Source organism: Dorea ammoniilytica, from assembly GCF_025567415.1.
GTDB classification, from domain to species: domain Bacteria; phylum Bacillota; class Clostridia; order Lachnospirales; family Lachnospiraceae; genus Claveliimonas; species Claveliimonas ammoniilytica.
Map to the genome: position 1 here is coordinate 100,028 of NZ_JAOQJV010000001.1, position 25,190 is coordinate 125,217.

Genomic DNA, 25,190 nt, shown 5'->3' on the forward strand with positions numbered 1-25,190 from the left:
AGGATTTTATCATGCCAAAAATTAAAACAAATAGAGCCGCTGCTAAGCGATTCAAAAAGACAGGTACAGGAAAATTAAAAAGAAATAAAGCTTACAAGAGCCATATCTTAACCAAGAAGTCTACAAAGAGAAAAAGAAATCTCAGACAGTCTACAATTACTGATGCAACAAATGTAAAGAACATGAAGAAAGTATTACCATATCTCTAAGATCTGGTAATTGTTGAAGGAGGATATAAGACATGGCAAGAATTAAAGGCGGATTGAACGCTAAGAAGAAACATAATAGAACCCTGAAACTGGCAAAGGGATACAGAGGAGCACGTTCTAAGCAGTACAGAGTCGCTAAGCAGTCTGTAATGAGAGCACTTACTTCTTCATATGCAGGAAGAAAGCAGCGCAAACGTCAGATGCGTCAGCTGTGGATCGCTCGTATCAATGCAGCAGCAAGAATGAATGGTCTGTCATACAGCAAGTTCATGTATGGACTGAAGCTGGCTAATGTTGACATGAACAGAAAGATGCTTGCAGAGATGGCTGTTAATGATCCGGCTGGATTCGCTGCAGTAGCAGAAGTTGCAAAGAGCAAATTAGCTTAATTGTAATAAATAATTTAAACTTTTTAAAAAGTTTTAAAAACATTGACAACCGTTCGGGGATGTGCTATTATAATCTTCGGACGGAATAAGTCATGCGGAAGTGTCGGAACTGGCAGACGAGCAAGACTAAGGATCTTGTGATCAATGCGATCGTGTGGGTTCAAGTCCCATCTTCCGCATAGGGCAATCTGAGTAATCAGGTTGCCTTTTGTTATATTTACAAGACGAAACAAGATTTATTCATTTAGGTATTGACATTTATCTATTCATTCGATATAATATTTAATGTTCAGCGGAAGTGTCGGAACTGGCAGACGAGCAAGACTAAGGATCTTGTGATCAATGCGATCGTGTGGGTTCAAGTCCCATCTTCCGCATAAAGGCAATCTGAGTAATCAGGTTGCCTTTTTTTGTATTCCGACGAGTCAAAGTCCTAGCTTGCTGAGGACCTTGACGACCGCATACAATCTCGAAATGTGCCTTTTGGCACTTCCGACGATTTGTGCATAAGCCGCAATGCAGAAATCAAGTTTGTGCGCCACGTACCGGATGAGTGATTTTGCCGTATAAACAATGTTCTTATACATAACACTTTTACAAACTAAAAAATAAAATTAATAAATATGGATTTGAAACGGTAAAATATTGATATAAAATTTAAAATGTAAAAATATAATGTTGACACATGATGATTCTGTTACTATAATGTGATTGTAGGAGATAGAGACATGAGAAAAAAAGTAGATGATCCACGTCTGATGATCAAGGTATGTGATCTGTATTATAATCAGAATGCCAGCAGACAGGAGATCGGGCAGGAACTGGGACTTTCCAGACCGACGATTGCAAGGCTTTTGGATTCGGCAAGAGAACAGGGACTTGTCCGCATTGAAATTCCGGATCTGGATACCATAGCTTACTGGGAACTGGAGAAAAAACTGGAAGAAAAGTACGGCCTTAGACAAGTACTGGTGGTAGATGGCAGTGATGACAAAGATACACTGGAGAGTGCGCTTGGAAGTTCGGCAGCCAGATATCTGCAGTATGTGATCAAGGATGACAGTATTGTAGGTGTATCGATGGGATCCACCCTTCACCACATGGTATCGGCATTACAGAAGGCTCCGGCAGAGCGGGTAACTTACGTGCCATTAGTAGGCGGCATGGGAAGACTTCGGATGGAACTTCATGCCAACAGTCTGGCGGAGAAGATGTCAAGGTTGGGAGATGGAACATTTATCCCATTGCACGCACCGGCGAGAGTATCCAGTACACTGGTGCGGGATGAGCTGATGAAGGAAGAGAGCGTGCAGGATGCAGTGAAGCTGATGAACCGGATTGATGTGGCACTGGTGGGAATCGGTTATCCGAATGAACATTCTGCGATTAAGGCGACAGGTTATTATAAGGAAAATGAGATAGAGTCGCTAGTGTCGAGAAAGGCTGCCGGAGAGCTGTGTATGCAGTTCTATGATATCGAAGGCTATACTGAGCCGTATGCATCGGATAATGCTGTGATCGGCATGGATATTCACCGGCTATGTAAAGTGCCCTGTTCCGTTGGTATTGCCGGAGGAAAAGAGAAGTTGTCGGCAATTCAGGGTGCGATCAATGGAAAATATATCAATGTGTTAATAACAGATACGGAGTGCGCCAGAGCACTGTTATCTGATGAGGAGGAAGAATAAGATGAATGAGATTCTGAACATGACGATCAATGAGATGCCGCAGACAGAGTTTGACTGTTCCTGTGGACGCCATCATAATTTCAGTGTCCACGATATGTCTATCCGCAAGGGAGCAATCGAGGATCTTCCAAAGATGGCGGAACCATTTAAGGATGGCAAGATTCTGGTAGTGTATGATAATCATACATATGAAGTGGCAGGAAGAAAGGCAGTACAGCTTCTGAAAGACAATGGTTTCAACATCAAAGAGCTGATGTTTGATACCGGAGACGATATTCTGATCCCGGATGAGAAGACGCTTGGACGTATTCTGCAGGAGCAGGATCTGGATACAAAGCTGATGATTGCAGTAGGATCCGGTGTTATCAATGATTCGGTCAAATTTGTGACATCCCGTACCGGACTTCCTTATATTATTGTGGCAACAGCGCCATCTATGGACGGATACGTGGCAGACGGAGCACCAATCGTATCTCATGGATATAAGTATTCCCCGGTTGCACATTTGACTTATGGATTGATCGGAGATACAGACATTCTTCAGACTGCACCACAGGATCTGATCCAGGCTGGTTATGGTGATGTGGTTGGTAAGATTACGGCAATCACAGACTGGGATCTGTCTGTAAAGGCAAATGGAGATTACCGTTGCGATACCTGCGTGACATTGGTGAAAAGAGCATTAGATAAGTGTTTTGACAAAGCAGAAGGCTTAAAGAGCAGAGATGCAGAATCACTTGGAGCACTTTTGGAAGCACTGACACTGACCGGAGTGGCAATGGCACTGGTTAATATTTCACGTCCGGCATCCGGAGCAGAGCATATGCTGTCACACTTCTGGGAAATGGATTATATTGCGAGAGGTTTGAACCCGAACCATCATGGTATCCAGGTTGGCGTGGCAACTCCTGTAATCGCAAGATTTTACGAAGAACTGGCAGATATTCTTCCGGAAGGAACCGGAGAACTGTGTCCGCCCCATGAAGAGATTGAGGCATTGCTTGCCAAAGGAGGAGCACCGATCAGCCCGAAGGAGATCGGCATCAGCAGAGAGTTATTCCACGAAAGTCTGATGAAGGGATATACAGTCAGACCGAGATATTCCGTACTGCAGTTTGCAAAGGATAAGGGAAGACTGGAACAGATTGCAGACAAGATTACAGAAGAGATCTATGGTTAAGAGGTGTGGTATGCTGAGTAAAGAAGAAGCCTTAAAAGGTGTGAAATTATTTGTACTGGATATGGACGGAACCGTCTATCTGGGAGATCAGCTGATCGAGGGATCGCTGGATTTTATCCGTCAGGTAGAAGCGTCCGATGATATGGACTTTGTGTTTTTTACCAATAATGCATCTAAGGTGCCATCCGTATATGTCGAGAAGCTTCATAAGATGGGATTGGATGTGGATGAAAACAAGGTCATCACAGCAGGTGATGTGTGTGCAGAGTTCCTGAAAGTAAATTATCCGGGAGCAAGAGTGTATCTGAATGGTACACCGGTTCTGGAAGAGAACTGGAAAGAAAAGGGAATCCAGTTAGTGGAAGAAGATCCGGACGTGGCTGTACAGAGTTTTGATACGACACTGACTTACCACAAACTGGACAGAATTTGTCACTATGTAAGAAATGGTGTGCCATTTATTGCAACACATATGGATACAAACTGCCCGACCGAGTATGGATTTATGCCGGATTGTGGCGCAATGTGCAGTCTGATCACAGATTCTACCGGAGTGAAGCCGAGATTTCTTGGCAAGCCTTGGAAAGAAACGGTCGATATGGTAGCCGAGATTACCGGATATCAGCCATCTGAGATGGCATTTGTTGGTGACAGACTTTACACAGATGTGGCAACCGGTGTTAATAATGGAGCGAAAGGCTTCCTGGTACTGACCGGAGAGGCAGATATGCAGACGGTGGCAGAATCGGATGTAGAACCGACCTGCATTTACGAATCACTGGAAGAAATGAAAACATATTTATAATGCCAGAGTAAGGTAATGACATATAAGGAGGACGAAACTTATGAAAATCGCATTTGGATGTGACCCTAACGCAACAGAATTTAAACTTCAGTTAATGGACTATGTAAAAGGACTGGGACATGAAGTGGCAGATTTCGGAAGTGATGATCCGATTTATGCGAACACAGCTATTGAAGTTGCACAGGCAGTTGCCGGTGGTAAATACGACAGAGGTATCGTAGTATGTGGAACCGGAATCGGAGTATCAATTGCAGCTAACAAAGTAAAAGGTGCTTACGCAGCATGTATTCATGATGTGTATCAGGCACAGCGTGCGGAGCTTTCTAACCATGCCAATATTATCACTATGGGATCACAAGTTATTGGAATCCAGCTTGCAAAAGAACTGGTAAAAGAGTATCTGTCTGTAGAATGGGATCCAAACTGCAGATCTGTGGACAAGGTTCAGAGAATCATTGATTTTGAAAATGAACAGTAAAAATATATAATAGGAGAGTCAGGGATTTTAAAGTCTCTGACTCTTTTTTGACATTTTTCATAAAGATATGTAATATGATATTAATAAGATTCCAAAGCGGAAATGCGTGCAGAGAAATGAAGGAGGTAACCGGTATGATGATTCGTGAACAGCTTGAATTGCGTGAAACAGAGATATTAAGTCCCTATGCGAGTTTCAGCAGAGAGTCAAGAGGACGGGAACGTGAGGAAGAAGAATGTGATATCCGTCCGGTGTTTCAACGGGATCGTGACCGGATCCTTCACAGCAAGGCATTTCGCAGGCTGAGGCAGAAGACACAGGTGTTTTTACAGCCTATGGGAGATCATTATCGGACGAGACTTACCCATACGCTGGAGGTGTCACAGAATGCAAGAACGATTGCCAAGGCACTCAGATTGAATGAAGATCTGGTAGAAGCGATTGCACTTGGACATGATCTTGGTCATACGCCGTTTGGACATGCCGGAGAGCGGGCTTTGAATGAAGTATGTGAATTGGGGTTCAAGCATAATGAGCAGAGTGTACGCGTAGTCGAAGTGTTGGAAAAACAGGGGAAGGGGCTGAATCTCACCTGGGAAGTGAGGGATGGAATCCGTAATCACAAATCTAGCGGATGTCCGGCAACATTGGAAGGGAAACTGGTGCAGTTATCGGACAAGATTGCCTATATCAATCATGATATTGATGATGCTGTACGAGGTGGCATTTTAAAAGAGGAGGATCTGCCTTCAGAATATACCGACATATTGGGACATTCCAGCAAAGCCAGGCTGAATCGCATGGTGCATGATGTGATTACGCAGAGTATGGATCGCCCGGAGATCCATATGTCGGATGAGGTGTGGAAAGCCATGCGTGGGCTGAGACAGTATCTGTTTGAACATGTATACCTGAATCCGGTGGCAAAGGGAGAAGAGGCGAAGGTGATGCATATGATTACGAATCTTTATCATATTTATATGGAAAAACCGGAACTCATGCCGGAGCAGTTTTTGAATATGCTGGAAAATGGCGCCGCGTCAAGAGAACAGATAGCGTGTGATTATATCGCAGGTATGACAGATTCCTACGCAGTTCATACATTTGAGGAATATTTTATTCCGAAATGTTGGAAAAATTAAAGGAAATCAGAAAGTTCTGTCGAATTTATATAAATAGGGAGTATTTTGAGTATTCCCAAAGACTAGAAAAGAGGATGCAGCAGATTTATGTATTATCCCGAAGAATTAATAGAGGAAGTACGACAGAAGAATGATATCGTGGATGTGCTGTCCGGCTATGTGAAGCTTCAGAAAAAGGGAAGTTCTTATTTTGGACTATGTCCATTTCATAATGAGAAGTCCCCGTCTTTTTCGGTTAGCAGACAGAAGCAGATGTACTACTGTTTCGGGTGTGGAGCCGGAGGAAATGTATTTACATTTCTGATGGAATATGAGAATTATTCATTTCCGGAAGCAGTAAAGGTACTGGCAGACCGGGCAGGAGTAGACCTGCCGGAGATCGAGTATTCTAAGGAGGCCAGAGAACGGGCTGACCTGAAGAGTACATTACTTGAGATCAATAAGTTAGCAGCCAAGTATTTTTACGCGCAGCTTAAGACAGAACAGGGCAGAACGGCATATACATATCTGAAGAAGCGGGAACTGAGTGATGAGACGATTGTGGCATTTGGACTGGGCTATTCTAACAAATACAGTGACGATCTGTATCGGTATCTGAAAACCAAGGGCTATACGGATGAGGTACTGATGCAGGCAGGACTCATTTCCATGGACGAGCGTCACGGACCGTATGACAAGTTCTGGAATCGTGTTATGTTTCCGATCATGGATGCCAACAATCGAGTGATTGGATTTGGCGGACGTGTGATGGGAGATGGTAAGCCTAAATATCTGAATTCACCGGAGACACCGATTTTTGATAAGAGTCGGAATCTCTATGGACTTCACCGGGCAAGAAGTTCCAGAAAACCGTATTTCATACTATGTGAGGGTTATATGGATGTGATTGCCCTGCATCAGGCAGGCTTTACCAATGCAGTCGCATCACTGGGAACGGCACTTACGCCGGGACATGCATCACTGATCAAGCGGTATGTGAATGAAGTATATCTGACTTATGACAGTGATGAAGCAGGAACAAAGGCAGCTCTGAGAGCAATGCCGATTTTGCGGAATGTGGGGATTACGGCAAAAGTAATCCGCATGGATCCATACAAGGATCCGGATGAATTTATCAAGAATCTGGGGACGGAAGCATTTGAGGAACGGATTCAGAAAGCACGCAATGCATTTATGTTTGGACTGGAGATGCTGGAGCGGGATTATGATCTGAATACACCGGAAGGAAAGACCGGATTTATGCACGAGGCGGCGAAGAGACTGGCGGTATTCGATGAAGAGATCGAACGCAGTAATTATATAGAAGCAGTTGCAAAGGCATACCGGGTTAATGTGGACGAGTTAAGGAAGTTGGTGGTGCGGACGGCAGTACAGACAGGACTTGCAAAGCCTGTGGAGAAGCCGAGAACCACGAGAAACCGTGAAAAAGAGGCGGACGACGGTATTTTGAAGTCACAGAGAATCCTTCTGACATGGATGATCGATGATGCGAATGTCTTACAGCAGATCCGGAGAGTGATCCGGTCAGATGATTTTACCGAGCCACTTTATCGGACGGTAGCAGAACTTCTGTATCAGCAGATGGACGAAGGCTTAGTGAATCCGGCACAGATCATGAATCATTTTTCAGATGAAGAGGAACACCGCAAAGTGGCAGAATTGTTCCATACAAAGATTAGAGAATTAACCACTAGGGAAGAGCAGGAAAAAGCATTGAATGAGACCGTGCGTCGTGTTAAGCAGAACAGTCTGGATGAGATGGCGAGGAGACTGGAGCCGACAGACATTGCGGGACTCCAGAAACTCATGGAGGATAAGCGGGCACTTCAGGATGCAAAGGGACTGCATATTTCCATAATTTAAGGATAAAATATAAACAAGCAGTGAGAGGATGGACATTACATGGAAGAGAACATTGTAAAATTTGAGGAAAAGCTGAAAGAACTGGTAGCTCTTGGAAAAAAGAAAAAGAGTGTCCTTGAGATTCAGGAGATCAATGACTTTTTCTCAGATATGGAGCTTAGCCCAGAACAGATGGAGCAGGTATTTGAATATCTGGAAGCGAAGGGGATTGATGTGCTCCGAATCAATTCGGATACAGATGACGATGACGATATGGAAGTTATATTGTCAGATGAAGACGAAGTAGATATGGAAAAGATCGACCTGTCTGTTCCGGATGGAATCAGTATCGAAGATCCGGTACGTATGTATCTGAAAGAGATTGGTAAAGTGCCACTTTTGTCTGCGGAGGAAGAGGTTGAGCTGGCAAAGCGTATGGCAGAAGGCGATGAAGAAGCTAAGAAGCGTCTGGCTGAGGCGAATCTTCGTCTGGTAGTCAGCATTGCAAAGCGTTATGTGGGACGAGGTATGCTGTTTCTGGATCTGATCCAGGAAGGTAACCTGGGACTGATTAAGGCGGTTGAAAAATTTGATTATCAGAAGGGATTCAAGTTCAGTACTTATGCAACATGGTGGATTCGTCAGGCCATTACAAGAGCAATTGCGGATCAGGCAAGAACGATTCGTATTCCGGTGCATATGGTTGAGACAATTAACAAATTGATTCGTGTATCCAGACAGTTACTTCAGGAATTAGGACGTGAACCTACCCCGGAAGAGATTGCAGAAGAGTTGGACATGCCGGTAGAACGTGTACGTGAGATTCTGAAGATTTCACAGGAACCGGTGTCTCTGGAGACACCGATCGGTGAAGAGGAAGACAGCCACCTGGGTGATTTTATTCAGGATGACAATGTTCCGGTACCGGCAGAGGCAGCAGCAGCGACATTGCTGAAAGAGCAGTTGGATGAAGTGTTGGATACTCTGACAGAGAGAGAACAGAAGGTGCTCCGTCTTCGTTTCGGTATGAATGATGGTCGTGCACGAACTCTGGAAGAAGTTGGTAAGGAGTTTGACGTTACCAGAGAGCGTATTCGTCAGATTGAGGCGAAGGCACTTCGTAAGCTTCGTCATCCGAGCCGTAGCAGAAAACTGAGAGATTATCTTGAATAAGAAAGAGGCGCCTATGGAACTATCAAAAAGACTGAAAGCTGTTGCCGGTCTTGTGACAGAGGGCGCCTCTGTTGCTGATATCGGAACAGATCATGGTTACGTACCAATTTGGCTGATCCAGTCCGGACGAGCAGCAAAGGTGATCGCAATGGATGTAAATGAAGGTCCGCTGGAGAGAGCCAGAGGGCATATCCGGTCAAAGAGACTGGAGAATGTGATATTTACCAGAAAATCAGATGGACTGCAGGCATTGCATGTGGGAGAAGCAGACACGATGATTGCAGCCGGAATGGGGGGCGGTCTGGTGATAAGGATTCTGGAGAATTCATCGGAGATTACAGCAGATCTGAAAGAATTTATCCTGCAGCCACAATCAGAGATTCACAAGGTCAGAGAATATCTGAATCGGCATGGTTACCGGAGCGTGGAAGAGGATATGGTAGAAGAGGATGGCAAATACTATCCGATGATGAAACTGGTGCATGGAGAAGAAGCGCCATATTCACAGGAGGAGTTGTATTATGGGCGCTTACTCCTGAAGAAAAAGAATCCAGTATTATATCAGTTCCTTCAGAGAGAACATAGCTTAAAAAAGGGGATCGCTGATAGATTGGGAGATCAGACCGGAAAAGGAGCAGAGAGCAGACAGAAAGAGCTTCAAGACGAACTGGAACGGATTGAACATGCAATTGCTTCTTATGAAATGTAGAGAAATAAAGTAGCAAAACGAGGTGATACAGATGTTGTGTCAGAAAATTATAGAAACACTGGAGGCGCGTTATCCTGGAAGCTGTGCGATGGACTGGGATAATGTGGGACTCCTTGTGGGAAGAAGGAAAAAAGAAGTACATCGCATTTATGTGGCAGTGGATGCAACGGATGAAGTGATCGAGGAAGCGATCGAAGCACAGGCAGATATGCTTGTGACGCATCATCCGATGATATTTTCCGGAATGAAACAAATAACAGAAGATGATTTTATCGGCAGAAGAGTATTGCGCCTGATTCAGAATGATATAGCATATTATGCGATGCATACCAATTATGATGTGATGGGAATGGCAGAGCTTTCGGGTGAAGTACTGGGACTTAAAAATGCAGAAGTACTGGATGTGACCTGCCAGAGTCCGTTAGACGGCAGCCCGCAGGGGATCGGCCGTGTAGCAGATTTGGAAGATCCGATCTGTCTGCAGGAATGTTGCGAACTGGTGAAAGCGAAATATGAACTGGAAGCAGTAAAAGTATTCGGAGATCCGTCTGCAGAGATCCGTCGTGTGGCAATCTCTCCGGGAGCCGGCAAGAGTATGGTATCGGCAGCATTTGCGGCGCATGCAGATGTACTGATTACAGGAGATATTGACCATCACACCGGAATTGATGCGGTTGCACAGGGGCTTATGATCATAGATGGTGGTCACTATGGGATTGAGAAAATATTTGTACCGGATGTGGCAGCGTTTCTCCGGGAGAAATGTCAGGCGATCGATGTAGTGGAAGCACCTGTATGTAATCCATTTCAGATCGTATAAGGCAGAAAGGAGCGATGGATATGGCACAGGAAATGGTCAGTGTTCAGATTGGTGAAGAGATATATCAGTACGAGAAAGGTACAACGTATCGTGAGATTGCGTTAGCTCATCAGCAGGATTATGAAAATGACATTGTGTTGGTATTTGTTAATAAGAAGCTTCAGGAATTGAGAAAAACATTGAAGACAGATTGCGAGATGCAATTTGTCACAACAGGGGATCAGATTGGATATGCAACTTATAAGCGCAGTATGAATCTGTTACTGGTAAAAGCAATCTATGATGTGTGTGATCACGCTCCTGAGACGAAAGTGAGGATACATTTCTCAGTCAGTGATGGGCTGTACTGTACAGTGGAAGGCGCCATGGTAAATACTGAGTTCTTAGAGAAAGTTAAAGTACGTATGCAGGAAATGATCCGGCGGGATATTCCAATCAACAAACGGACGGTCGATACCGATGATGCAGTTGCATTGTTCCGCCAATATGGTATGGAAGATAAAGAGAGACTGTTTGCGTATCGGAGAGTATCAAAAGTAAATCTTTATAGTATCAATGAGTTTGAAGATTACTTTTACGGATATATGGTGCCGAGTGCCGGATATCTAAAATGGTTTGAATTGTATCCATATGAGGCGGGATTTGTTATTCAGATGCCGACAAAACAGGCACCAAAAGTGGTGCGTCCATTCCGCCCGGCCGAGAAGCTGTTCCATGTTCAGAAAGAATCTGTACACTGGGGAGATATGCAGAATATTGAGACGGTTGGTGCATTGAACGATGTGATCGTAAAAGATGGACCGGGAGAAATGATCTTGGTGCAGGAAGCGTTACAGGAAAAGAAGATTGCGGATATTGCGGCACAGATTGCGGCCGATCCGAAGGTCAAATTTATTCTGATTGCAGGACCGTCATCTTCCGGTAAGACGACATTTTCCCATCGTTTGTCCGTACAGCTTAAGGTAAATGGCATGGTACCGCATCCGATTTCTGTAGATAATTTCTTTGTAGAACGAGAAGATACACCGATAGATGCGGATGGAAAGTATGATTTTGAGAGTCTTCAGACGGTAGATGTCAAGCTGTTCCATGACTGTATGCTCCGTCTGCTGAATGGAGAAGAAGTAGTGCTTCCGACCTTCAATTTTAAGACAGGACACAAGGAATACATCTCTAAGCCAAAGAAGATGGGGGTAAATGATGTGCTGGTAATTGAAGGCATTCACTGTCTGAATCCCAAAATGACGGCAGGACTGCCGGATGAGAATAAATTCAAGATTTATATCAGTGCGTTGACACAGCTGAATATTGATGAGCATAATCGAATTCCGACTACTGACGGCAGACTGATTCGCCGGATCGTACGGGATGCCAGAACCAGAGGCACATCGGCGAAGAATACGATCGCTATGTGGCAGTCAGTACGCCGGGGTGAAGAGAATAATATTTTCCCATATCAGGAAGAAGCAGATGTAATGTTTAACTCATCGCTGATCTATGAACTGGCGGTATTGAAAGAATATGTAGAACCTCTGCTGTTTGGAATCGAGCATGACTGCCCGGAATATCCGGAAGTGAAGCGATTGCTGAAATTTCTGGATTATTTTGTGGGAATTGGCAGTGAAAGAGTGCCGGCCAATTCGCTGTTAAGGGAATTCGTAGGTGGAGGATGCTTCCAGTTGTAAAAATACAGAATATACCAATGTATATGCCATTATAAAAAGGACAGAATGCAAAGGATAAAGCCTGCTGGCAGATATGTTTGCATACTGTCCTTTATTTTGCATATGAATTAAGCAAATTATCGAGTCTTACTATAAAATTCCGCGATCTTATCCATTCTTGCTGCCATATTCTGGAATAGCATATCAACTAATGTAATTGCGGTCATGGACTCTACGACAACTACGGCACGCGGTACGATGACCGGGTCGTGGCGTCCGTGGATCGTGAGTGACAGAGGCTTACCATCCTTGTCTACGGTATCCTGTGGTTGTGAAATGGATGGTGTAGGCTTAATGGCTGCACGGAGAACAATTGTACTGCCATCGCTCATACCGCCCAACACACCGCCGGAATGATTGGTTTCTTTATATATGCCATCTGAATTAGAAGAAAATGCATCGTTATTCTGACTTCCGGAAGCTTTGGCAGCCTGGAACCCATCTCCGATTTCGAAGCCCTTGACGGCACCGATAGACATTATGGCTTTGGCAAGGTTGGCATCCAGTTTTTCAAAAACTGTCTCACCGATTCCTGCTGGCATATGGTCTACCCGGCATTCGATGATACCGCCGGAGGAATCCTGTGATCGGATGCATTCCTCAAGATAAGCAGAAGCTTTTTCGGCGTACTGATTATTTGGCATATATAACGTATTATCTGTGATTACACTATAGTCATAGTCCTGTTCCGGAATGCTGACCGGTCCGATGGACTTGGTGTAAGCCATAACCTGGATGCCAAGAGATTCCAGAATCTTACATGCAACAGCACCGGCAGCTACACGACCGATGGTCTCGCGCCCGGAAGAACGTCCGCCGCCACGGTAATCACGAAAGCCATATTTGGCATCGAAGGTGTAATCGGCATGTCCCGGACGGTAAGTGTTCATGATATTACTGTAGTCGCGGGATTTCTGATCCTGATTGCGTACAAGAATGGAGATCGGAGTTCCGGTAGTGCGTCCTTCAAAGACACCGGATAAGATCTCCGCCTGATCACTTTCTTTGCGCTGGGTAGTGAATTTACTCTGTCCCGGCTTACGTCTGTTTAAATATTTCTGAATATCTTCTTCTGACAGAGGAAGACCTGCCGGGCAGCCGTCGATCACAACGCCGACGCCTGCACCATGAGATTCTCCCCATGTTGTAATTCGAAAGATTGTTCCATATGATGAACCTGCCATAGTGTGTATAATCTCCTTTATGAAAACGTGTTTTCTGCTATTATAGCGCAGGAATATAAAAAAGGCAATTTGTGGAACGAAAAGTAGAATGAAAAGGGGTGCGGGAGTGTTGCGGATGAATAGAAATGTGGTAAAATAAAGAAAATTATCTGCTGGTGCAGGAGTAAAGGGAGGGTAATATGAAGAAAACAGATACAAAATACCAGGCGTTTATCCAGATTCTTCGAGAGGAATTGATTCCGGCTATGGGATGTACGGAGCCGATTGCACTTGCATATGCTGCGGCGATTGCAAGAGATACTCTTGAAGCAATTCCAGAACGAATCGAAGTGGAAGCGAGTGGAAGTCTGATTAAAAATGTGAAGTCGGTGATCGTGCCTAATACTCAGCAGTTAAAGGGAATTCCGGCAGCTGTGACAGCAGGTATTATTGCAGGAAATGCAGAAAAAGAACTTGAAGTAATTGCTGAGGTGTCAGAAGAGCAGATTCAGGAAATGAAACGATATCTGGAACAGACGCCGATTACGGTAAAGCCACTGAACAGCGGGATTACATTTGATCTGATCATTAAGGTATATAAAGGGACATCGTACAGTAAGATCCGGATTGCGAATTATCATACAAATGTTGTGTTAGTGGAGAAAGATCATAATATACTGGAACAGAAAGAAATTAATGAAGAGACAGAAGAAGGACTGACGGACCGGTCATTATTATCTATGGAAGATATATGGGATTTTTCTCAGACTGTAGATATTGAAGACGTGAGAGCAATCATTCATCCACAGATTGTCTGTAATATGGAGATTGCAGAAGAAGGAATCCGTGGTGATTATGGTGCAAATATCGGTTCAGTATTGCTTGGCATGGGAGAAAATAATGTACAGACTCGTGCAAAGGCTATGGCAGCGGCAGCTTCCGATGCAAGAATGAACGGATGTGAATTGCCGGTTGTGATTAATTCTGGAAGTGGTAATCAGGGAATAACAACATCTGTTCCGGTTATTGTATATGCAAGAGACTTGAAGGTAAGTGAAGAGCAGATGTATCGTGCATTAGTATTAGCAAATCTGACTACGATACATCAGAAGACACCGATTGGAAGATTATCTGCTTATTGTGGGGCTGTCAGTGCTGGTGTAGGCGCAGGAGCAGGAATTGCGTATTTGTGTGGCGGAGGATATAGAGAGATTATTCATACGGTAGTAAATGCTGTGGCAATCGTATCTGGAATGGTATGTGATGGAGCAAAAGCGTCGTGCGCTGCCAAAATAGCTTCTTCTGTGGACGCAGGGATCCTTGGATATTATATGTATAAAAACGGACAGCAATTCTATGGAGGTGACGGACTGGTCACAAAAGGCGTGGAAGCAACATTGAAAAATATTGGTCGTCTGGGGAAAGAAGGAATGAAAGAAACAAACCGGGAAATCATTCGTATTATGACGGAAGAACCATGCTAAAAATGGTAAATTCTACTGTACTTTTGGAAATTACCGTATTATAATTGGGATTGTATTTATAATTGTGAGGAGTATATGATACATGCGAGATAAGAAAAAGAAGAATAAAAAGAACAACTTTTCTTCTATCGCCGGGGATGATATCGAGATTATCGATGATGAAGAACTGTTGTCAGGATCTCTGAATGATGAAGGAGTAGATGATTCTGATGTTGAAGAGGAGTACGAAGAGTCGGAAGTAGAACCGGATGATGATCAGGCAGATGCAGATCAGGACGATGATCTGGATTATGATGAAATAGACGATTTGGATGACGATCTTCCGGATGAAGAGGATGATAAGATCATTGAGGGTGATGAACTTATTGAAAAGCATCGTAAAAAGAAGCGAAGAAGACGCATTATTTTAATTGTGTTCTTGGTATTGATAGCGTTATATGGTGCGGTGTCAGTTTATTTTAGTTTCCATTTTTTCCCAAATACGAAGGTAAACGGAGTAGGGTTTTCACTGAGCAGTGCGGAGCAGGTACAGGCTCATATGAAGGAAGAAGTCAAAGGATATACATTAAGGATGAAAGAATCTGATGGCGGTACAGAGACGATTAGCGGAAGTGATATTGATATCGAGTACGTTGCAGATGATTCTGTTGAAAAACTGATCAAGAAGCAGAACCCATTACTTTGGATTACAGGACTCTGGAAGCAACAGAATATTGAATCGTCTGTAGGCGTGAAATATGATAAAGATAAGCTTACTGAAGTAATTGAGAATCTGGATTGCATGGCAGAAGAGAATCAGACACCGTCTGTATCTGCAAAGCCGGAATTTACAGGTGAGAAGTTTGAAGTAGCCGCAGAGCAGATCGGAACAGCGATCGACAAGGACAAATTTGCAGAGACCGTTACAAAAGCGATCAATGGATTTCAGTCAGAGGTTGATCTGATGAAGGAGGACTGCTATATTCTGCCAAAATATACGAAGGATTCACCGGAAGTTGCAGAGGCATGCGAGAAGATGAACAGCGAACTGGGAGCGAATATTACACTGGACTTTTCTCCGAACACAGAGGTTGTGGACAGTTCGGTAATCTCTCAGTGGATTGCAGTAGATGATAATATGCAGGTAACTTTTAATCAGGATGCGGTTAAGCAGTACATAGCAGATCTTGCTGCAAAGTATGATACAGTTGGCAAGACAAGAAATTTTACTACTGCAACAGGTAATGTCGTACAGGTAGAAGGTGGTGGTTATGGCTGGAAGATCGATCAGGATGCAGAGTACAATGCATTGATCAGCAATATCCAGAATGCAGAGACCGTGACCAGAGAACCAAATTATTCCAGCCGTGCAGCAACACATGATGCTAATGATTGGGGTACTACGTATGCAGAGGTGGATCTGACAGCACAGCATATGTATTTTATCCAGAATGGTCAGATTGCTATGCAGTGTGATATCGTGACCGGTAATCCGAATAAAGGTAATGCAACACCGCAGGGAATGTATTCTCTGTATTACAAGCAGCAGAATCAGGTGTTACGAGGAAAGAAGCTGGAAGACGGAACCTATGAGTATGAGTCTCCGGTAGATTACTGGATGCCGTTTAACGGTGGCATTGGATTTCACGATGCGTCCTGGCAGTCTGCTTTTGGAGGCGCGCGTTATCAGACATATGGTTCTCATGGATGTGTGAATATGCCTCCGGCATCAGCTGGTGAATTGTATAATCTTATTCAGGCAGGAACACCTGTAATCTGCCATTATTAATCAGAACCAGTGAAACGCGTTCCGGTGAGAACCGGGGCGCGTATTCTATGTATCGTGCAATAAGAGAATGAAAGGAATAATAGTATGTACGAATTATTGAAAAAAGACGGCAGGGCCAAGCGTGGGCGTCTGCATACCGTACACGGTGATATAGAGACACCGGTGTTTATGAATGTAGGTACAGCGGCGGCTATCAAAGGTGCGGTATCTACGGCTGATTTACAGCAGATCGGTACACAGGTAGAACTTTCTAATACTTATCATCTTCATGTAAGACCGGGCGATCAGGTAGTGAAGAAGATGGGAGGCCTGCACAAATTCATGGTGTGGGACAAGCCGATTCTTACAGATTCAGGTGGGTTTCAGGTGTTTTCGCTGGCAGGACTTCGTAAGATAAAAGAAGAAGGTGTATATTTCCAGTCACACATTGATGGTCATAAGATATTCATGGGACCGGAAGAGAGTATGCAGATCCAGTCTAATCTTGCATCTACGATCGCAATGGCATTTGATGAATGCCCATCCAGTGTTGCAGACCGTGATTATATGCAGAAGTCAGTAGATCGTACTACCAGATGGCTGAAGCGTTGTAAGGCAGAGATGGAACGCCTGAACAGTCTGCCAGATACGATCAATAAGCATCAGATGTTATTTGGTATCAATCAGGGCGGTATTTACGAAGATATCCGTGTTGCCCATGCTGATGAGATTTCCAAATTGGATCTGGACGGTTATGCGGTTGGAGGTCTGGCAGTTGGAGAATCTCATGAAGATATGTACCGAATTCTGGATGAGGTGGTGCCGCATCTGCCAGAGAATAAACCGACCTATCTGATGGGTGTTGGAACACCGGCCAATATTCTGGAAGCGGTAGACCGTGGCGTAGACTTCTTCGACTGCGTATATCCGAGCCGCAATGGACGGCATGGACATGTATATACCAAACACGGTAAACTGAATCTGTTTAATGCCAGATTTGAGCTGGATGACAGACCGATTGAGGAAGGTTGTGGCTGTCCGGCTTGTCAGATGTATTCCAGAGCATATATCCGTCATCTTCTGAAGGCAAAAGAGATGCTGGGAATGCGTCTCTGCGTACTTCATAATCTGTATTTCTATAATCACCTTATGGAAGAGATCAGAGATGCGATTGATGCAGGACGTTATAAGGAATATAAAGAAGAGACACTGAGGGGATTTGAAACGCCGGAAGATTAATTTATGTATAATAGCGGAAGATTATAAAGAGCTTATAAAGAAATAGAAAAAAACCTTGATGAATAGCAGAAAATTGTGTATGATAGCAATAGTGTTTTTTTATCAAGATGGCAGGAGGAATAGATTATGTTTACATTAGCATCAGGATTAGCTAACAGCCCACTTGGACTGATTCTTATCTATGCAGTTATTATCGGTGTGTTCTGGTGGTTCCTTATGAGACCACAGAAAAAGGAGCAGAAGAGACTTGCACAGCTGCTTTCAGAACTGGAAGTTGGAGATACTGTTCTTACAACAAGCGGATTTTATGGTGTGATCATTGATATCACAGACGATGATGTGATCGTAGAATTCGGAAGCAACAAGAACTGTCGTATCCCAATGCAGAAATCAGCAATCGTTCAGGTTGAGAAGCCAGACGCTGAATAAGAGCAAAAGGAATGGAGTGTTCTCTGTTTAAAACAGAGGACACTCCATTTTTTTGTGTTTTTAAACCATGAAGGGTTGAAAGCAATAGAAAAATACGATAATATAAAAGATAAAACAGACATAACTGTAGATATTGGGATGAAAGGAAGGATCATATGAACCTGAAAATTGGTGTGATTAAAGGGGACGGAATCGGTCCGGAGATAGTAACAGAGGCTATGAAAGTCCTGGATCAAGTAGGAGAGGTATATGGTCATACCTGTGAGTATGAACAGCTTCTGATGGGGGGAGCATCTATTGATGTACATGGAATTCCATTGACGGACGAGACAGTAGAGACAGCAAAAGCATGCGATGCAGTGTTGATGGGATCTATCGGAGGAGATGCTAAGACATCACCATGGTATAAACTGGAGCCATCAAAGCGTCCGGAAGCAGGACTTCTTAAGATCAGAAAAGCATTGAATCTTTTTGCCAATCTGAGACCGGCAGTGTTGTATGATGAACTGAAAGGAGCCTGCCCATTAAAAGAAGAGATCACAGAAGGCGGCTTTGATATGATGATCATGCGTGAACTGACTGGTGGATTGTACTTCGGTGAGCGTAAAACAGTAGAAGAAGACGGAGTACTGAAGGCATATGATTCCCTTACATATAATGAAAATGAGATCCGCCGCATTGCAAAAAGAGGTTTCGATATTGCGATGAAGCGTAGAAAGAAAGTAACAAGCGTAGACAAGGCAAACGTGCTGGATTCTTCTAGATTATGGAGAAAGGTTGTTGAAGAAGTAGCTGAGGATTACCCGGAAGTTGCGTTGGAGCATATGCTGGTAGATAACTGTGCAATGCAGCTGGTACGTGATCCGAAACAGTTTGATGTTATCCTGACAGAGAATATGTTCGGAGATATTCTTTCTGATGAAGCAAGTATGGTGACCGGTTCAATCGGAATGCTGGCAAGCGCGAGCCTGAATGAAACGAAGTTTGGTCTCTATGAGCCAAGCGGCGGTTCTGCACCGGATATTGCAGGCAAAGGCATTGCAAATCCGATTGCTACCATTCTTTCAGCAGCAATGATGCTTCGTTTCAGTTTTGATCTGGATAAGGAAGCAGATGCGATCGAACAGGCGGTATCTCAGGTATTGAAAGACGGATATCGTACGATTGATATTATGTCAGAAGGTAAAAAGCAGATCGGCACTGTGGAAATGGGCGATCTGATTGCAGGATATATCAAATAACAGGTTACAGGAGGAAGATAAAATGAGAAGTGATACAGTTACAAAGGGAAAACAGCAGGCACCGCATCGCTCACTTTTTAACGCATTAGGACTGACAAAAGAAGAGATGGAGAGACCATTGGTCGGTATCGTAAGCTCTTATAATGAGATTGTTCCGGGGCATATGAATCTGGATAAGATCGTGAACGCTGTAAAGCAGGGCGTAGCAATGGCAGGAGGAACACCAATTGTATTTCCGGCGATTGCTGTCTGTGACGGAATTGCTATGGGACACATTGGTATGAAATACTCTCTGGTAACAAGAGATCTGATTGCGGACTCTACAGAGGCTATGGCTATGGCTCATCAATTTGATGCTCTGGTTATGGTACCGAACTGCGATAAGAATGTACCGGGACTTTTGATGGCAGCGGCAAGAGTGAACGTGCCGACTGTATTTGTCAGTGGCGGACCGATGCTTGCCGGACGTGTACAGGGTAAAAAGACCAGTCTTTCCAGCATGTTTGAGGCAGTAGGAGCTAATGCGGCAGGCACACTTTCTGATGAAGGTCTGCTTGAATTTGAGAACAAGACCTGTCCTACCTGTGGATCATGTTCCGGTATGTACACAGCTAACAGCATGAACTGTCTGACAGAGGTACTTGGAATGGGACTTCGCGGAAATGGTACGATTCCTGCAGTATATTCTGAGAGAATCCGTCTTGCAAAACATGCAGGTATGAAAGTTATGGAAATGTGGGAGAAGAATATTCGCCCAAGAGATATTATGACAAAGGATGCAATCCTGAATGCGCTGACAGTAGATATGGCACTGGGATGCTCTACCAACAGTATGCTGCATCTTCCGGCAATCGCACATGAGATCGGTATGGACTTTGAGATTGATTTCGCAAATGGAATCAGCGAGAAGACTCCGAATCTTTGCCACCTTGCACCGGCAGGCCCAACCTATATGGAAGATCTGAATGAAGCCGGTGGTGTCTATGCAGTTATGAAAGAACTGGATAAGCTTGGACTGATCCATAAGGACTGTATGACAGTTACAGGTAAGACGGTAGGAGAGAATATTGAGCATGCAGCGAACCTGAATCCAGAAGTTATCCGTCCGGTTGAGAATCCGTATTCTAAGACCGGTGGACTTGCGGTTCTTAAGGGTAATCTTGCACCAGACGGAAGTGTTGTAAAGCGTTCCGCAGTTGTAGACGAGATGCTGGTACATGAAGGTCCTGCAAGAGTATTTGAATGTGAAGAAGATGCAATCGCAGCAATCAAGGGCGGTAAGATCGTAGCAGGTGATGTGGTTGTAATCCGTTACGAAGGACCAAAGGGAGGTCCTGGTATGCGTGAGATGCTGAATCCAACTTCAGCCATTGCAGGTATGGGACTTGGCTCAAGTGTGGCACTGATCACAGACGGACGATTCAGCGGAGCATCCAGAGGAGCTTCTATCGGTCACGTATCGCCGGAGGCTGCTGTAGGCGGACCAATCGCGCTGGTAGAAGAAGGAGATATTATCAAGATTAATATTCCGGAGCTTACGCTTCAGCTTGATGTATCGGATGAAGTATTGGAAGAGAGAAGAAAGAACTGGACACCTAGAGAACCTAAAGTAACAACAGGATATCTTGCAAGATATGCTGCGATGGTTACATCAGGCAATCGTGGCGCAGTACTGGAAGTACCTAAGAATAAATAGTGATATACAGAGAGGATTAAATATGCAGTTGACAGGAGCAGAAATCGTAATCGAATGCCTGAAAGAACAGGGTGTAGATACTGTGTTCGGTTATCCGGGCGGAGCGATTTTGAATGTATATGATGAATTATATAAACACAGTGATGAGATCACTCATATCCTGACATCCCATGAACAGGGAGCAGCACATGCGGCAGATGGATATGCAAGAGCTACCGGCAAAGTGGGAGTATGCTTTGCAACCAGTGGACCGGGAGCGACCAACCTGGTTACCGGTATCGCAACCGCTTATATGGATTCTATTCCGGTAGTGGCAATTACCTGTAATGTGGGTGTAGCACTTCTTGGAAAGGACAGTTTTCAGGAGATCGATATTGCCGGTATTACAATGCCGATTACCAAACACAATTATATCGTAAAGGATGTCAATGATCTGGCAGATACAATCCGTAAAGCGTTCGTAATCGCACAGACAGGACGTCCGGGTCCGGTATTGATTGATATCCCGAAGGATGTTACAGCAAATAAGACAGAATATGTACCTGAGAAGATTACACCGGTACAGCCGTCAGAAGATATCTGTAGAGAAGATCTGGATCATGCACTGGCTATGATTCGTGAATCCAGGAAGCCATACATATTTGTAGGCGGAGGTGCGGTATTATCCGGAGCTTCCAAAGAATTGTATGAGTTTGTTAAGAAAGTGGATGCGCCGGTTACCGATTCTTTGATGGGAAAAGGTGCATTTCCTGGTACGGATGATTTGTACACAGGTATGCTTGGCATGCATGGCACGAAGACTTCCAACTACGGCGTCAGTGAATGTGACCTCCTGATCGTACTTGGAGCGAGATTCAGCGATCGTGTTACAGGCAATGCTAAGAAATTTGCAAGCCATGCCAAAATCCTTCAGTTTGATGTAGATGCGGCTGAAATGAATAAAAACGTATTGATTGATGAAGGCGTGATCGGAGATCTGAAAGTGGTACTCAGTCAGATTAATAAAGAATTGGAGCAGCAGGATCATGCAGATTGGATTGCGAAAATCCGCGATTATAAAGAAAAATATCCGCTTACTTACCATCCGGAAGGATTGACAGGTCCATATGTGGTAGAAGAAATCTACCGTCAGACGGAAGGTAAAGCAATTATTGTCACAGAGGTTGGACAGAACCAGATGTGGGCAGCGCAGTTTTATAAATATACAGAGCCGCGTACATTGTTGACATCCGGTGGGCTTGGAACCATGGGATATGGACTTGGTGCATCACTTGGTGCCAAGATGGGACATCCGGACAAAGTGGTTGTCAATGTGGCAGGAGACGGATGTTTCCGTATGAATATGAATGAGATCGCAACAGCGGTCAGACATAATATCCCGATCATTCAGGTGGTTGTCAATAACCATGTACTTGGTATGGTACGTCAGTGGCAGGATCTGTTTTACGGACAGAGATATTCAGCTACGGTACTGAATGATGCAGTTGACTTTGTAAAGCTGGCAGAAGCAATGGGAGCTGCAGGATTCCGTGCAACTTCCAGAGAAGAATTTCAGGAGATATTTGCAAAGGCACTACAACTTGGTAAACCTGTGGTTATCGATTGTCAGATTGATTCGGATGAGAAGGTGTGGCCAATGGTTGCACCAGGAGCCGCAATCAGTGAAGCGTTCGATGAACACGATTTAAATAATAAGTAAAACGGAGGATACAAAGATGAGCAGAGTGTACAATTTTTCAGCAGGCCCGGCAGTACTGCCGGAAGAGGTTCTGAGCGAAGCAGCAGCAGAAATGATGGATTACAACGGAACAGGAATGTCGGTAATGGAAATGAGTCACCGCTCGCAGGCCTTCCAGGAGATTATCGACACTGCTGAGGCAGATCTGAGAGAACTTATGAATATTCCGGATAACTACAAAGTACTGTTCCTGCAGGGAGGAGCATCTCAGCAGTTTGCGATGATTCCTATGAATCTTATGAAACACGGAGAAGCAGATTATATCGTAACCGGACAGTGGGCGAAAAAAGCATGGCAGGAAGCTCAGAAGTATGGTAAGGCGAATAAGATTGCAACTTCCGAGGATAAGACATTTTCCTATATTCCGGATTGCTCTGATCTGCCAATCTCAGAGAATGCAGACTATGTGTATATCTGCGAAAATAACACAATATACGGAACGAAATACAAAGAGCTTCCAAACACCAAGGGTAAGATCCTGGTATCTGATGTATCTTCCTGTTTTCTGTCAGAGCCGGTAGATGTAAGCAAATATGGCATTATTTATGGTGGCGTGCAGAAGAATATCGGACCTGCTGGTGTTGTGATCGTGATCATCCGAGAGGATCTGATCTCTGATGATGTACTGGAAGGTACACCGACCATGTTAAAATATAAAACACATGCAGATGCCGGATCACTCTATAATACACCGCCGGCTTATGGCATTTATATCTGTGGCAAGGTGTTTAAGTGGCTGAAAAAACAGGGCGGTCTGGAAGCAATGAAAGAACGCAATGAAAAGAAAGCAAAACTTCTCTATGATTATCTGGATGAAAGTCGTCTGTTCAAAGGAACGGTTGAAAAGAAAGATCGCTCACTGATGAATGTACCATTTGTGACAGGGGATAAAGAACTGGATGCTAAATTCGTAAAAGAAGCGAAAGAAGCTGGACTGGAGAACCTGAAAGGCCACAGAACCGTAGGTGGTATGCGTGCAAGTATCTACAATGCGATGCCATATGAAGGTGTTGAATCACTGGTGACATTTATGAAGAAATTTGAGGAGGCAAATCTGTAATGTACAAATATTATTGTTTTAATGCAATTGCAGAATGTGGACTGGCAAATCTCAGTGAGGATTTTGTACCAGTCAGTGATGCTAAGGATGCGGATGGAATTCTGGTAAGAAGTGCAGCACTTCACGAACTGGAATTTGGCAAGAACCTGAAGGTCATTGCGCGAGCAGGAGCCGGTGTGAATAATATTCCGCTGGATCGCTGCGCAGAAGAGGGAATCGTAGTGTTTAATACACCAGGAGCCAATGCGAATGGTGTAAAAGAACTGGTTATTGCAGGTATGCTTCTGGCATCCAGAGATATTTTGGGTGGCATTAACTGGGTACAGGAAAATGAAGAAGACGGTAATATTGCCAAAGATGCCGAGAAAGCAAAGAAAGCTTTTGCGGGCTGTGAGCTGGAAGGAAAGAAACTCGGTGTAATCGGTCTTGGAGCCATCGGTGTGCTGGTAGCCAACGCAGCACAGCATCTGGGAATGGATGTGTATGGCTATGACCCTTATCTGTCAGTGGAATCTGCATGGAAGATTTCCAGAGGGATCCACCATGCAAGAACTGTGGATGAGATTTACAGTGAATGTGATTATATTACGATTCATGTACCGGCACTTGACAGTACAAAGGGCATGATCGATGCAGATGCTATCAGTCTGATGAAAGATGGCGTGGTTGTACTGAACTTTGCCAGAGATGTGCTGGTGAACAGTGAGGCTGTGGTAGATGGATTGGTATCCGGTAAGATTAAGCATTACGTGACTGACTTCCCGACACCAGAGATCGCAGGTGTAAAGGGAGCTATTGTCATTCCGCATCTGGGAGCTTCTACAGCAGAGGCAGAAGAAAATTGTGCGAAGATGGCGGTCAAAGAGATGCGTAATTATCTGGAATATGGTAATATTAAAAACTCTGTCAATTATCCAAACTGCGATATGGGATACCCGGGAGATAACAAGAGAATTACACTTCTTCACCACAATATTCCGAATATGATCGGTCAGATCACAGGCGTTCTGGCAAAGGATAATATGAATATTGCAGACATGTCCAATAAGAGCAAAGGCAGTTATGCATATACCATGATAGATGTGGATTCTGATATTCCGGAATCTGTGAAGAAGGATCTGGAGGCAATTGATGGTATCCTTCGTGTACGTATTCTGAATTAGTTTGTAATTATAATAAATGACGGTTTTACAGAATTGTTACGATTATTATGAATTAGTTAAGAAAGTAATAC

Annotated in this window: 22 protein-coding genes and 2 tRNA genes; 23 read left to right on the forward strand and 1 reads right to left on the reverse strand. The window is 44.1% G+C overall.

Features of this window, described 5'->3' with window-relative positions; all coding sequences use genetic code 11:
• The first annotated feature begins 11 nt into the window (after positions 1-11).
• The 14 genes from rpmI to OCV65_RS00530 all read left to right on the forward strand — a co-directional run bounded on the left by rpmI (position 12) and on the right by OCV65_RS00530 (position 12,120).
• The gene (rpmI, locus tag OCV65_RS00465; RefSeq protein WP_004846382.1) at positions 12-209 is read left to right on the forward strand and encodes a 50S ribosomal protein L35; all 198 of its coding nucleotides are present in this window, start codon (positions 12-14) and stop codon (positions 207-209) included.
• A 32-nt stretch (positions 210-241) separates the two neighbouring features.
• On the forward strand, positions 242-598 hold the full coding sequence (rplT, locus tag OCV65_RS00470; RefSeq protein ID WP_118384226.1) for a 50S ribosomal protein L20: 357 nt from the start codon (positions 242-244) through the stop codon (positions 596-598).
• A gap of 94 nt (positions 599-692) precedes the next feature.
• A tRNA-Leu gene (locus OCV65_RS00475) sits at positions 693-777 on the forward strand.
• Between the two features lie 113 nt (positions 778-890).
• Positions 891-975 (forward strand) — tRNA-Leu (locus tag OCV65_RS00480).
• A gap of 351 nt (positions 976-1,326) precedes the next feature.
• Positions 1,327-2,286: a sugar-binding transcriptional regulator gene (locus OCV65_RS00485; protein WP_262580537.1), complete on the forward strand. Its 960-nt coding sequence runs from the start codon at positions 1,327-1,329 to the stop codon at positions 2,284-2,286.
• 1 nt (position 2,287) lies between these two features.
• Positions 2,288-3,466, forward strand: a complete 1,179-nt coding sequence (locus tag OCV65_RS00490) for a sn-glycerol-1-phosphate dehydrogenase (RefSeq protein ID WP_118384228.1) — start codon at positions 2,288-2,290, stop codon at positions 3,464-3,466.
• A 10-nt stretch (positions 3,467-3,476) separates the two neighbouring features.
• Entirely contained in the window at positions 3,477-4,271 is a 795-nt protein-coding gene (locus tag OCV65_RS00495) for an HAD-IIA family hydrolase (RefSeq protein WP_262580538.1), read from the forward strand.
• Between the two features lie 40 nt (positions 4,272-4,311).
• Positions 4,312-4,749, forward strand: a complete 438-nt coding sequence (locus OCV65_RS00500; RefSeq protein ID WP_262580539.1) for an RpiB/LacA/LacB family sugar-phosphate isomerase — start codon at positions 4,312-4,314, stop codon at positions 4,747-4,749.
• Between the two features lie 134 nt (positions 4,750-4,883).
• The gene (locus OCV65_RS00505; RefSeq protein WP_262580540.1) at positions 4,884-5,891 is read left to right on the forward strand and encodes a deoxyguanosinetriphosphate triphosphohydrolase; all 1,008 of its coding nucleotides are present in this window, start codon (positions 4,884-4,886) and stop codon (positions 5,889-5,891) included.
• An 87-nt stretch (positions 5,892-5,978) separates the two neighbouring features.
• The gene (gene dnaG / locus OCV65_RS00510) at positions 5,979-7,754 is read left to right on the forward strand and encodes a DNA primase (RefSeq protein ID WP_118451806.1); all 1,776 of its coding nucleotides are present in this window, start codon (positions 5,979-5,981) and stop codon (positions 7,752-7,754) included.
• 39 nt (positions 7,755-7,793) lie between these two features.
• Complete coding sequence (gene rpoD, locus OCV65_RS00515; protein WP_118384232.1) at positions 7,794-8,906, forward strand: RNA polymerase sigma factor RpoD; 1,113 nt, start codon at positions 7,794-7,796, stop codon at positions 8,904-8,906.
• Between the two features lie 13 nt (positions 8,907-8,919).
• A complete protein-coding gene (locus OCV65_RS00520; RefSeq protein ID WP_262580541.1) occupies positions 8,920-9,615 on the forward strand; it encodes a tRNA (adenine(22)-N(1))-methyltransferase in 696 nt (231 codons plus the stop codon).
• A 31-nt stretch (positions 9,616-9,646) separates the two neighbouring features.
• The gene (locus OCV65_RS00525; RefSeq protein ID WP_262580542.1) at positions 9,647-10,435 is read left to right on the forward strand and encodes a Nif3-like dinuclear metal center hexameric protein; all 789 of its coding nucleotides are present in this window, start codon (positions 9,647-9,649) and stop codon (positions 10,433-10,435) included.
• 20 nt (positions 10,436-10,455) lie between these two features.
• Positions 10,456-12,120 carry a nucleoside kinase gene (locus OCV65_RS00530; RefSeq protein ID WP_262580543.1) on the forward strand — a complete coding sequence of 555 codons (1,665 nt, stop codon included), beginning with the start codon at positions 10,456-10,458 and terminating at the stop codon, positions 12,118-12,120.
• A gap of 116 nt (positions 12,121-12,236) precedes the next feature.
• Here OCV65_RS00530 and aroC read toward each other — a convergent pair whose 3' ends face one another.
• Complete coding sequence (aroC, locus tag OCV65_RS00535; RefSeq protein WP_262580550.1) at positions 12,237-13,343, reverse strand: chorismate synthase; 1,107 nt, start codon at positions 13,341-13,343, stop codon at positions 12,237-12,239.
• Between the two features lie 179 nt (positions 13,344-13,522).
• Between aroC and OCV65_RS00540 the strand changes: the two genes are divergently transcribed.
• The 9 genes from OCV65_RS00540 (at position 13,523) to OCV65_RS00580 (ending at position 25,119) form a co-directional block, all read left to right on the forward strand.
• Positions 13,523-14,806, forward strand: coding sequence for an L-cysteine desulfidase family protein (locus OCV65_RS00540; protein WP_262580551.1), 1,284 nt, complete (start codon positions 13,523-13,525; stop codon positions 14,804-14,806).
• Between the two features lie 82 nt (positions 14,807-14,888).
• A complete protein-coding gene (locus OCV65_RS00545; RefSeq protein WP_262580552.1) occupies positions 14,889-16,574 on the forward strand; it encodes a L,D-transpeptidase family protein in 1,686 nt (561 codons plus the stop codon).
• Between the two features lie 84 nt (positions 16,575-16,658).
• On the forward strand, positions 16,659-17,792 hold the full coding sequence (gene tgt, locus OCV65_RS00550; RefSeq protein ID WP_262580553.1) for a tRNA guanosine(34) transglycosylase Tgt: 1,134 nt from the start codon (positions 16,659-16,661) through the stop codon (positions 17,790-17,792).
• Positions 17,793-17,918: 126 nt separating this feature from the next.
• Positions 17,919-18,221, forward strand: coding sequence for a preprotein translocase subunit YajC (yajC, locus tag OCV65_RS00555; RefSeq protein WP_262580554.1), 303 nt, complete (start codon positions 17,919-17,921; stop codon positions 18,219-18,221).
• Between the two features lie 155 nt (positions 18,222-18,376).
• Positions 18,377-19,462 (forward strand): 3-isopropylmalate dehydrogenase, encoded by a 1,086-nt coding sequence (leuB, locus tag OCV65_RS00560; protein ID WP_262580555.1) that lies wholly within the window; start codon positions 18,377-18,379, stop codon positions 19,460-19,462.
• Between the two features lie 22 nt (positions 19,463-19,484).
• Positions 19,485-21,158 carry a dihydroxy-acid dehydratase gene (gene ilvD / locus OCV65_RS00565; RefSeq protein WP_118384241.1) on the forward strand — a complete coding sequence of 558 codons (1,674 nt, stop codon included), beginning with the start codon at positions 19,485-19,487 and terminating at the stop codon, positions 21,156-21,158.
• Between the two features lie 22 nt (positions 21,159-21,180).
• Positions 21,181-22,857: a biosynthetic-type acetolactate synthase large subunit gene (gene ilvB, locus OCV65_RS00570; RefSeq protein ID WP_262580556.1), complete on the forward strand. Its 1,677-nt coding sequence runs from the start codon at positions 21,181-21,183 to the stop codon at positions 22,855-22,857.
• 16 nt (positions 22,858-22,873) lie between these two features.
• The gene (gene serC, locus OCV65_RS00575; RefSeq protein ID WP_262580557.1) at positions 22,874-23,956 is read left to right on the forward strand and encodes a 3-phosphoserine/phosphohydroxythreonine transaminase; all 1,083 of its coding nucleotides are present in this window, start codon (positions 22,874-22,876) and stop codon (positions 23,954-23,956) included.
• Positions 23,956-25,119 carry a phosphoglycerate dehydrogenase gene (locus OCV65_RS00580; protein WP_262580558.1) on the forward strand — a complete coding sequence of 388 codons (1,164 nt, stop codon included), beginning with the start codon at positions 23,956-23,958 and terminating at the stop codon, positions 25,117-25,119. Before serC ends, OCV65_RS00580 begins: the two co-directional genes overlap by 1 nt.
• Positions 25,120-25,190: the final 71 nt, after the last annotated feature.